Raw genomic sequence first — 11,596 nt, 5'->3', positions numbered from 1 at the left:
TTCAGGATCAAGACAGAGGAGTATTATTTAAGCACAACCAATAGTTCTGCCACACTTCAATCCCAGACCATTTTTTGCCATCCAATATCTGCAGATTCTCCTCACATAGACGGCATATATGTGCCACTTTCCACTTCATCAATAGACATTATCTCCGCAGCATAAACGCAAAAGGGAGTGCTGCCATAATCACGGCACGCTCAGCAGCACCACCACCCCAGCCAATCCCAGCGATTGCAGCGCTCCCCCCTGGGCCCATAAAATCCGCTCAATGCAGCTCAAGAAGGGACAAAGCCAGTAGGGCCTCCCTTGGCCACGACAAAAACGCCCACTCCCGCACTCCCCGCTGGCAGGCGAATCTTTGCCTCGCATGGGGACACAGACTGGCCTTGATGTTTTACCAAGGATATTTTCTTGCATTTTCAATGCAGCCCAAGCTCTGCCAAGCGGAGCATATTTTCAGCCGCTGAGCTCTGACAGCACACCATCATCTGCCTTTATAAGGCGCTAAATAATTATATTTACACTATAACTGCGATCACATCACAAAACTCAAGCAAGATAATGAAAAAAAGCACGATACAAATAACACAAATAAATACTGTTTAAACAACGCAACGTGACATCACATCTGAAAAAAAACGCCACAAAAATACTATTTATTTAAAATTAATTATTTACTGAAATTTTTAAATGAAATTCACCAATACTTTCTTTTTTTTATTGAGCACAGCACTAAACAATTTTATCATCGAATACGAAACTACATAGAGGAGTAATAATGTTACAACGAAAATAACTAGCACAACCATTTTTATCCATACAAACGGGGGTAGTGAGTATGGCTAAGATTACGACAATGCAAAAGTTGTTTGGACTGGCGCTCATGCTATCATTTCTTACCATTTGCATTGGTTCATATTCGTTGATGAAGATGCAGGTTCTTGCAGCAGACTTGCAGGAGCTATACGAAATACACCTTAAAGGATTAGATCTTACGCGCTTGGTGAACATTACTGTTCTTCAAATCGTTCGTGATGAAAAAAACCTGATTATCAGCACCTCAGACGAAGATAACCAAAAGTATCTGGAGGCACTCAAAGCGCGCTACAGCATACTGGATAAACAAATTAACAGTCTGCCTGACTTCTACATAACTAAAACCGGACAGGAAATGCTTGCAAGACTTGTCAAAAGCATCAATGAGTGGCGCGCTGTGCACAACCAGGTCATTAAACTCAGCAGCACCACAGATCCGGAAATGAACCGTCAAGGGCAACAGCTCTCTGACGGCAAAGCACGTGAGCTCGTGCGCAACTTTACCCAGGCGGTGCAGGATGTCGCTGATCTTAAGGCCAGCTTTGCCAAGGGCATGGCTGCCAATAGCTATCAGGCATTCGAAACAGCCAGAATCATCACCATTGCTGGCATTATGCTTTCTGTGTTTCTGGGCATTGGCCTGGGGTACTGGATGGCCCGCAACATGCGCCGCCAGCTGGGCGACGAGCCCGCATCGCTCTCTGAGCTGGCCCTGAGCATCGCCGGAGGCAATCTGGAAGCGCAGTTTAACCCTGCCCTGCCGGACATTGGCGTTTTTGGCGCCATGAAGCAGATGGTCACGACCCTCAAGAGCAAAATTCTCGAAGCAAACCAGAAAACAGAGGAAGCCGCGCAGGAATCTGAAAAAGCCAAGATTGCAATGGCGCAGGCCGAAGAAGCCCGCAGACAGGCAGAACGCGCCAAGGCAGAGGGCATGTTGCAGGCCGCGCGCCAACTGGAAGGAGTTGTAAAGGTTGTGTCGTCTGCTTCTGAGGAACTGTCTGCCCAGGTCGAGCAGTCGAGCCGCGGGGCGGACGAACAGTCCAACCGCGTACGCGAAACCGCCACCGCCATGGAAGAAATGAACGCCACCGTGCTTGAAGTGGCCAAGAACGCCCAGATGGCTGCCGATATTTCTACCCAGACCAAGAATCAGGCTCTCGAAGGCTCACGCATTGTGAACAATGCGGTTGCGAGCATCAAATCAGTGCACACCCAGTCTCTTGCCATCAAGGAAGACATGGACGCTCTGGGCCAGCAGGCCGAGGGCATCGGCCAAATCATGAGCGTTATTGCAGACATTGCCGACCAGACCAACCTGCTGGCCCTTAACGCCGCCATCGAAGCAGCGCGTGCTGGCGATGCTGGTCGCGGCTTTGCCGTGGTGGCCGATGAGGTACGCAAACTGGCAGAAAAAACCATGACGGCAACGCAGGAAGTAGGCCAGGCCGTTCAGGGTATTCAGGAAGGCACGAAAAAAAACATCCAGAATGTGGACAACGCTGGCAGCGCCATTGAGGAGGCCGCCAACATCTCAGTCACTTCTGGTGAATCTCTGAGCAAAATTCTTGAGCTTGTGAACCTTGTAAATGATCAGGTTCAATCCATCGCCACCGCCAGTGAGCAGCAGTCAGCCGCAAGCGAGGAAATCAACCGCTCTGTGGAGCAGGTTGCCAGCATCTCGGAAGAAACAGCACAGGCCATGGAGCATGCCTCACGGGCAGTGGCCGACCTAGCCCAACAATCGCAGGTGCTCCAGGGCCTCATTGTCGAAATGAAAAGCGCTACCTGACCCTCATGGCAGGGCGCGCGTCACCCACCCCGCGGGGTTGCCGCTGGCAAGATCAGTAAAAACTCCCCGCTGACCCCGCACCGCATAAAGCGGCCCGGGCGCGACAATACCGGCCTCTTCCTGAGCGGCTTGCTATTGTTGCGCCCGAAGGGTGCGGGACCAGCCGTTTAGCATACCCCCACAGAAAACACTTCCCGCCATACACTCTGCGCACGATATCATCCGCCAATCGGACGCCTTCCTCTGCCTATGCCAATTTTACACTAAAAAAGTGGGAAATGGCCTAGAGCAATGCCAAAGACATACCGATAAACATTTTGCCTTGGTTTTGCGCTTGAAAAGCAGGTATTCTAGGTATGCCAGACTGGTATGCATGCCAGATATCGACTACATATCTGGTTATGTATTAAAAATTTTACCATTAAAAAGACAACATGCCGGTTCTGTTGCAAAACACAATATCGGATATCACGCATTAACAATACCTTTGTGGACAAACAAGTTTGTCCTCCTCATCAATTTAACATGGCTATATGGTCACAAGCGCATCAAAAAAATACGCGATGACTCTTTTTCCATAACCCAACAGGTTCTGACAAAAATCTCCTATAATTTATTGCAGCAGCAAACATCCTGGAACATGCCGTTTTTACATATAAAACGCCCCCCCAAACATCCAATGGTTGTTTTTATGCAGGACGATCACAAAAAAAGTACACCCACTGTGGCACAGGCCCTGTTTAAGCGATTTCCTTCCACCGCGCACATGCGTGATCCGCAGGATGCCGAGTGGAAACGCGAGCTGGACAAACAATGCTCGGCCCACGAACTGCTGGAGCTGATCGATTTCAGCCCACTGACCCGCATCTTTCACAACTTTCTTGAAGTGGTCGGCCTGCCAGTATCAATCATCGATTTTAACGCGCGGGTGCTGGCATCATCAAAATGGCAACGCATCTGCTCTGAATTTCACCGGACCAACAGGCAGACTCTTGCCCGCTGCCTTGAGTGCGACGCTGTGTTCGCCCGCAAGATACTGGGCGACAAGCCATACGCCACATACCGCTGCCATAACGGCCTCACAGACTGTGCCGTTCCCATTATTATTGAAGGGCAGCACGTTGCTAACATATTTGTTGGGCAGTTTTTTTTCGAACAGCCCGACATGGATTTTTTTACCAGACAGCAGAAAGAATTCGGCTTTGACAAAAAGGCCTACTTCACGGCGCTTTCAGAAGTACCCATTGTTGCAGAGGAAAAAATTCCCGCCATTCTCAACCTGCTTTCCGGGTTGGCGCACCAGATAGGCCAGCTCAGCCTGGCAGAAAAACGCAGCCGCGCAGCATATGCAAGCGTAGAGCAGCAGGTCATTGACAGAACCCGGCAGCTGCAGTCCAGCCACAAACTGCTGAACAAGCTCTCGTCTCAGGTTCCTGGGGTCATATATCAGTTTCATCTGCGTACCGATGGCACAACCTGCATGCCCTACGCCAGCGAGGGGCTGCGCGACCTGTTTGGTGTCAGCCCGGCAGAGGTGCAGGAAAATGTCGACACCCTTCTGCCTGTCATCAATCAGCATGATCTGCCGCGCATCTGGTCGGCAATGCTTGAATCCGCTGAGGTACAAGAGGTCTGGAATGAAGAATTCAGGGTAAACATGCCCGGCAAGGGCATCCAGTGGCGCGAGGGCACGGCCAGCCCCGAACGGTTGCCCGACGGCAGCACCATCTGGCACGGCTTTATTCAGGATATTTCAGAGCGCAAGCACATAGAAGCCACTCTGGCCGAAGCCCGACACCGGCTGGAAGCCCTGAGCATTACCGATTCGCTCACCGGCATAGCCAACCGGCGGCAGTTTGATGAAGTTCTGGACAGGGAATACCAACATCATGAGCAAACGGCGGGCAATCTTGCCCTGATATTTATAGATATCGATTACTTCAAACGATACAACGACAACTATGGGCATATTGCGGGCGATGAATGCCTGCGAAAGGTTGCCCACTGCATTGCGCAGCACGTGCAGTTTCCGGCATGCGCGGCCCGTTTTGGCGGTGAGGAATTTGCCTGTATACTGCCAGATGCCGGTCTGGAGGCAGCAACTGTCTTGGCGGAGCAGATCAGACTCGCCATCATGGCCCTGAATATTCCCCATGCGAAATCATGCGTGGCAACGTGCGTTACGGTGAGTCTCGGCGTGGTTTCCGGTCAGTGTTTTCCCACAAATACCATTGCAAAGATGGTACGGGCAGCGGACGCCCAGCTTTACAACGCCAAGGACAATGGGCGTAACCGGGTTGAATACACTTTTCTTTCAGATACGGATGGGGAACAGACGGTCTGATAGATTGCAGATCAGGCAGGAAGGACACCGCAGGTCTGGCAGGCCGGGGCAGTCATCAGAACATTCCGCGCAGTTTTGGGGCCAGCCACGGCGCCACCCCAACCCATACCACAACAAGTAACCACAGGTTGCCCGATGTCATGTCGTAGGCAGACACTATGTCTGCCAGCTATCTGCCAAGAGCCAGCCCCACCAGTGCATATTGCCTGGGCTCAGCCACCCCAATCCGTGAAATAAAAAACCATGTCAGCCCCAGAACCAGAGCGCATAGGGTTATGCCGCTCGCGGGCAAAGCATATCTGCCCAACAGGGGCTGCATGGCGCAGTCTCTCACCACGCCATTGAGCACCGCCAGCGGAATGATCATCAGCCACACGGGCAGCGATTTTACAATAACCTTCACGTCATTCTCCAACTGGGCTTGCATATTTTGTGTACTGCCAGACAGGTGCATTTGCTTACCAGATATTGCGCACTACAGCCAATTGAACAGATAGAAATTCCATACCCGGCCAACATTGGCCATGCCGTTCCAACCCTGTATATAGTAGCCGAACATCACAACTGAAAATCATATTCCCTTGCTATTGAGTATGGGCACTGATAGCATATAGACTAATCAGCATATTGCTTCCATGTTTCCACAGACTTATCAGGCTTCAAGGATATATATGCTCAACAATTTCTTTGTCGCACGACAACCCATTTTTGACCACTACGGCAAGCTTTGGGCCTTTGAACTGCTTTTCCGCACAGGGCTTTCTGAAAACGCAGCCGTAATTGACGACCCTGACGCAGCCACGGTTCTGGTAGCCTCTGGCGGTTTTTTGCGCGCCACATCCGGCATACCCGAAAACGTCAGAATATTCATAAATTTCACGGAAGAACTGATCTTTCAGCGTTTCCCCCTGGCATTGCCCCCACAGAATACGGTTATTGAAATTCTGGAGAATATTCCCGTCACTCCGAAGCTTGTGGAGCGCCTCAGGGAACTCAAGGCAGAAGGCTACATCATCGCCCTCGACGATTTTGTGGGTGACCCCGGCTACAAGGATATCTTTCCCTACATTGACATTATCAAACTTGATTGCCTTGGTCGCACCACCGATGAAGTCATCGACATCAAAAACCGGTTTTCCGGCACCCGATGCAAGTTTTTGGCAGAAAAAGTGGATTCGGAGGCAGCTTTTACCGCTTTTCGGGAACAGGGCATCTCTTTTTTCCAGGGCTACTACTTTGCCAAGCCCCAGATATTAAGCGGCAAGGGGCTTACAAGTTCCTCAGCCATACGACTCAAGCTGGCCGCTGAAATCGAAAAAAACGTACTCGATACGGACGCCATACTTGCTGCGGTGCAGTCGGATGTATCTCTCAGCTACAGGCTGCTGCAGTACATCAACTCCTCTGCCTTTTCATTCAGGGAAAAAATAACTTCCATCCGTCAGGCCCTTACCCTGCTGGGCGTGATGAAAACAAAATACTGGCTGCGCCTCATGCTGTATTCCGACATGCTCAGCACCAATTCCAACCCGGAAGTGCTGCGCATGGCCCTGCAGCGTGCTCATTTTCTGGATGCACTGGGCGTAGCCTCAAAATTTGCAGCCCCCAAGAACGAAAGTATGTTTCTTGTGGGCATGCTGTCGCTGCTTGAGGCCATACTGGGCGTTCCCATGGCCACAATTCTCAAGGAACTGCCCCTGAGCGCCGACATCAAGGCCTCGTTGCGAGGCGAACGGGGTATCTACTCCGACTACATCGCCCTTGCCGTTGCCATGGAGCATCTTGATTTCGACCGGGCAAACAGACTGGCCAAGGTGCTACACATACCAGAAAACGTCGTTTCCGAATCTTTTGAACTTGCCATAGGAATATCAGATACCATGATGAACCAGATTTCCGGAGTGTAACGTCCCCAACAATTTTCATAACAGAGGGCGCCGCGTGTCTGACTGCACGCGGCGCCCTCTGTTATGAAAACCGGATTTTTCCGAGCTCGACACCTACGATTCAGAACAGTACGTGCTAAGCACATTCCTGTGCGACTGCTCCACTATGTCATTTATTTTCTGCCTGTGCTGGGCGATCACCTCAAACATTTCGGGTGATATTTTTGTGGCCAGTTTTTCTCTGATTATCTCAAAGGCCGTATCGATGGGTAAGCATTTTCTGTACGGCCTGTCTTCCATAAGTGCCGCTATAATATCTGAAAAAGCGAGTATCTTGCTGCCGGTATCAAGATTTTCCTCTTGCAGGGAATACGGGTAACCCGAACCGTCTGTCTTTTCATGGTGATTCTGGGCCCACACCACAATTTCGTTAAACCATTCAGAGATACTCAAACTGCTCAAAATCTGCCCGGTGTAATAGGTGTGCAGCTTCACCAGATCAAATTCGTCGTCGGTGAGGGGGCCATTTTTTTCTATCAAACCGGGATCAATGCCAATCTTGCCAATATCGTGCAGATAGCCGCTGATTTTGAGCTTGAGACATCGCTCCTGGGAAAAACCAAATATCTTGCCTAGTTCGCAGGCAAGGTTTGCGACCGTATATGAATGCGAAGCGGTAAAGTGACTTCTGAAGTCTATGATGCGCGATATCGTGAGGGCGAATTCAAGAATATTATCTATTGTGAGGCTAAAATTCAGCGAGGAATCAACCCTTCTGAAGAGCTGGTCGAGCTCAAGATTATTGATTTCTATCCAGAAAATATCGGGCACCGCAGCAGCCATAAAGGCTTCAAACACCTGCGGATGAAAGACTGTTCCCACATTTGCCCTGATTCTATCCACCACGGCAGATTTTTGCTTGAGCACAAAAATATCGGGATTGATGACAATATCCACGCGGTCTGCCAGATGCAGAATATGGCTCTCCAGCAGTACCTCGCCCTCGGGCATATCAAGCGATGCCGCATAACGAATGTGGTGATGTTTGATCACCCGCGCAACTTCCGCAAAAGGGGCGAATGAAGAAAGCATTTTGCTGCCCATGTCGCAATGCGGCCGGGGATTTTGCACATCCTCCCTGACCAGCAGATCGCGTTCCTGCACCGACAATGCCCCAACATCATGAACAGCAGCAGATATGACCAGCGTAAACAGCTGGTCACGTTCCAGGCCCATTTTTTTGCCAATATGGTAGGCAATAACGGCGGTTCGCCTGTGGTGAGACTTGAGCAAATAATTACAGCTATCAATAGCCTTAATAACAGGAACAGCTAATTCTTTTAACGACAGCTTTTCCATGGCAAAACCCTTCCGGCTAAAGGGAAAGATAGCTTCATCTACACATATGCAAGCATATCACTATAGCTCGCTCATGGAAAGAACATATTAACAAATAACCTTACTGCTGATTTTAAATAAATTTTCATCCTTGATCGGTATGTACACAGCGACAGATACCAGATTTCACGGCAACAGGCGCAAAAATGAGGAACTTCTGCCAGCAGCAGCCCCGCACACGCGATCGCCCGTAATGCTCGTTGATAAGTCCATGCTTCGGGCATAGATTTGCACGCATATTCTGGCAAAAAGCAAGCCAGCGGCAGGCGCATATGCCTCTTGCTTTGCCCACATGCTACCAGCCCGGCATCAGACCACCCATTGCAGGAGCCCACATGCTTCGCTACGTGCACACCAACATTATCGCCCGTGATACGGCAAGACTTACAGCTTTTTACAAAGAGACCCTTGGCTGCAAAAGCATAGGCCAAACCCGCGACCTGCGCGGCCCCTGGCTCGACAGGCTCACCGGTCTGCCCCACGCGCATATCACCGGCGAACATCTGCTGCTGCCGGGGTACGATGCCACACACCCGACGCTGGAAATTTTTTCGTACGACAGCCTGCGCAACACCCTGCCGCCAGAGGTAAACCTCCCTGGACTTGCCCACATTGCCTTTGAGGTGGATGACGTACAGGACACGCTGGCGGCCATACTGGCGGCGGGCGGCGGGCAGGTTGGCGAAGTTGTTACCGCGGCCTACCCCAACAACATGGAGGCCATGTTTGTGTACGCGCGCGACCCTGAGGGCAATATTATAGAACTGCAAAGCTGGCGGCAGGTCGCAACCACACAATCATAGCTGGCAAAACCCACCCGACCAACAAAAAAGGCCCTTGCCGCGCCCCAGACACGAGGAACGGCAAGGGCCTTGTCAAAGGCATCCTGCAACAACGCTAGTTGGAACGCAGGGCAGCTATGAGCTGCTCAAGCTTTCTGGCCTGCCCCACTAGGGCGTCCACAGCCTGGGTAGACTGGGCCATGGCCTCGTCTGTTTCAGAAGCGATTACGCTGATGGAGCTGACCGCCCTGTTGATTTCTTCCGAGGTGGCAGACTGCTGCTCGGCCGCAGTAGCGATGGAACGCACCTGATCACCGGCCGATTCGACCATGGACACGATTTCTGCCAGCGCCTCGCCAGACCGCTGGGCAAGCCCGGTGGCCTGAGCCACACGCTCGGCCGCCGCATCCATCTGGGCGGCAGCGGTATTTGTTCCGCTTTGAATACCGCCTATGGCCGTGCGCACTTCTGTTGTGGCATGAGCTGTTTTTTCGGCCAGCTTGCGCACCTCATCGGCCACCACGGCAAAGCCTCGCCCGGCGTCACCCGCACGGGCCGCCTCAATGGCTGCGTTGAGCGCCAGCAGATTGGTCTGATCGGCAATATCTGAGATAACGCCCATGATTGCACCGATGCCCTGAGCCTGTTCGCCCAGGCGGCGCATGCTGTCGGTCATCTGCCCGGCCTCTGCGCGTATGCTCTCAACCGCAGCGCCCACTTCTTCCACCAGCCGGGCTCCATCCTGAGCCTTGTGCTTGGCCTTGTCCGCATTTTCAGAGGTGGCCGATGCGCTTCGGGCCACTTCAAGAATGGTGGCGTTCATTTCTTCCACGGCATTGGCGGTATCGCTGACCCTGCCCCGCTGCTCGCGCGCGCCCTGGCTGGAGTGCGCGACCTGCTGCGAGAGCTGCTGCGAGGCCGTGGCTATGTTTTCGGCCACATGCGAAACCTCTACCGCGGTCTGCGCGATGGCGGCATTCTGCGCTTCGATACGCGTTTTCTGCCCGTAAAGTTCTGTCAGGTCTGTCCAGAAAGTGATGGATCCCAGCATGCCGCCATCCAGATCATAAAACGGCGTTGTCTGAACAGAAACGCGCAACTGCTTTCCTGCCGGCGTTGTAAAATCGAGCTCGCGGTTCAGGGCTTTGCGTTCCTTAATGGCCCGGTCAGAAAGCGTTTCGTGGCTGTCGTCGCCGCGTGAGAACTTTCCAGAGCGCATGCCCAGATACGAATCCTTGGGTTCCGGTTTACCCAGCAAACTGCGCACCTGATCATTGAGCCACATCAGCTTGAAGTCGCTGCCCACAATATAGCAAGGGGTGGGTATGCCGTTGAGCACGCCCTGTGCAAAGCCGAGGCGTTTTTTCAGCTCGTCCACCATAACGCACAAGTGCTCGGAAAAACGTAACATTTCTGCACGATATTTACCGGAAAGCGTCGCCTTGAAGTTTCCCTGCGCCACAGCTTCGGTAAAATCGGTAAGGCGTTGCAGGGGGTTGAAAACAAGCTGCTTGCTCAGAATGGCGAGTATCACATTCAGCAGAATAACAGCGCACACGCCAACTATGTACAGCACGGTGCGCTGCTCTGCCGCCGGGGCTGTCAGTTCTGTATCATAAGCGCTCATGCAGACAATCCAGCCTGTGGACGGAACCGTTGCCACCGACATGAACTTGTCTTCGCCCTTCCACACATATTTGAAGGTGCCGTTACCCTTGGCGAGGGCATCCCTGATGAAAGTTTCCTTGGAATAATCCTGAAGCAGCAGTTTCTTGTCCATGCTGTGGGAAACAAAGCGGCCGCTCTTGTCAAGGGTGAACCCATAGCCGCGCTGCCCAAGCCTGATGGGGTCAATGCTTTTTTCCGTAAAATCCGTCCAGCGGGGGCATACCGCCACGGCGCCAAGAAGCGCGCCGTCCTTGCCGTGCACAGCCTTGGCAACCACAAATATCAATGCATCGCCCGAGGAGGCCTTCATTACGCTTTCGCTCAGCGCCACATCCTTGCCGCTGAATATCTGCCGCGCATAGTCCCTGTCGCCCCGGTTGTCGCCGGTCAGGTCGGCCATATCGGCATTTACCCCGGCCACCACACGACCCTTGAGGTCAATAAGCAGAAGCGACCAGTACCCCGGCAAGGTTTTGATATAGTCGCGCAGCAGAGCCTGTGCTTCCTGCGGCTGCCCTGCAAAGGCATCGAGCACCGGTTTCTGCCGGGCCAGAATCTTGGCCACATCTATTGACTGGTTGATATATATTTCTGCCGAGCGGGCTACGATCTTGCTGGTCTCATTCAGAGCTTCTGTCTGCACGCCAGCTACCATGCGATAAGAAGAAGTAGACACGTAGAAAACAAGCACGGAGACCACGGCAATAACGGCTACCGTTATGGATATGGTGCAAATGCTTTTTATGCTGACCTGGCGCATGAGAAACTCCAAGGGGCAGACGTGAGCCGACATTTGCGGCAGCAGACATGGTCTTTACAAATTACTACACATTCAATGGTACCTGCAAAATCGCTTAACGACAACTTTTATCATAACATTAGACCAAGGCCGGGAACGGACAGGATT

At 52.1% G+C, this 11,596-nt stretch carries 7 protein-coding genes; 4 read left to right on the top strand and 3 right to left on the bottom strand.

Annotated elements, in window-relative coordinates:
* Positions 1 to 841: 841 nt before the first annotated feature.
* Together F8N36_RS03750 and F8N36_RS03745 are read left to right on the top strand one after the other, a co-directional pair.
* A complete protein-coding gene (locus tag F8N36_RS03750) occupies positions 842 to 2,611 on the top strand; it encodes a methyl-accepting chemotaxis protein (RefSeq protein WP_366247029.1) in 1,770 nt (589 codons plus the stop codon).
* Positions 2,612 to 3,290: 679 nt separating this feature from the next.
* Positions 3,291 to 4,955: a PocR ligand-binding domain-containing protein gene (locus F8N36_RS03745; protein WP_291331460.1), complete on the top strand. Its 1,665-nt coding sequence runs from the start codon at positions 3,291 to 3,293 to the stop codon at positions 4,953 to 4,955.
* Positions 4,956 to 5,124: 169 nt separating this feature from the next.
* Here F8N36_RS03745 and F8N36_RS03740 read toward each other — a convergent pair whose 3' ends face one another.
* Positions 5,125 to 5,382, bottom strand: a complete 258-nt coding sequence (locus F8N36_RS03740) for a hypothetical protein (RefSeq protein ID WP_291331459.1) — start codon at positions 5,380 to 5,382, stop codon at positions 5,125 to 5,127.
* Between the two features lie 244 nt (positions 5,383 to 5,626).
* On the opposite strand from F8N36_RS03740, the gene F8N36_RS03735 reads away from it, so the two are divergent.
* Positions 5,627 to 6,862 carry an HDOD domain-containing protein gene (locus F8N36_RS03735; protein ID WP_291331458.1) on the top strand — a complete coding sequence of 412 codons (1,236 nt, stop codon included), beginning with the start codon at positions 5,627 to 5,629 and terminating at the stop codon, positions 6,860 to 6,862.
* A gap of 93 nt (positions 6,863 to 6,955) precedes the next feature.
* On the opposite strand, the gene F8N36_RS03730 is transcribed toward F8N36_RS03735, so the two are convergent.
* Positions 6,956 to 8,200 (bottom strand): HD domain-containing phosphohydrolase, encoded by a 1,245-nt coding sequence (locus F8N36_RS03730; protein ID WP_291331457.1) that lies wholly within the window; start codon positions 8,198 to 8,200, stop codon positions 6,956 to 6,958.
* A 374-nt stretch (positions 8,201 to 8,574) separates the two neighbouring features.
* Between F8N36_RS03730 and F8N36_RS03725 the strand changes: the two genes are divergently transcribed.
* Positions 8,575 to 9,042, top strand: a complete 468-nt coding sequence (locus F8N36_RS03725; RefSeq protein ID WP_291331456.1) for a VOC family protein — start codon at positions 8,575 to 8,577, stop codon at positions 9,040 to 9,042.
* Positions 9,043 to 9,136: 94 nt separating this feature from the next.
* Here the strand turns inward: F8N36_RS03725 and F8N36_RS03720 are convergent, their stop codons facing one another.
* Positions 9,137 to 11,449 carry a methyl-accepting chemotaxis protein gene (locus F8N36_RS03720; RefSeq protein ID WP_291331455.1) on the bottom strand — a complete coding sequence of 771 codons (2,313 nt, stop codon included), beginning with the start codon at positions 11,447 to 11,449 and terminating at the stop codon, positions 9,137 to 9,139.
* Positions 11,450 to 11,596: the final 147 nt, after the last annotated feature.

The organism is Desulfovibrio sp., from assembly GCF_009712225.1.
GTDB lineage: Bacteria > Desulfobacterota > Desulfovibrionia > Desulfovibrionales > Desulfovibrionaceae > Desulfovibrio.
This window is presented reverse-complemented; position numbering and strand designations above follow the sequence as displayed.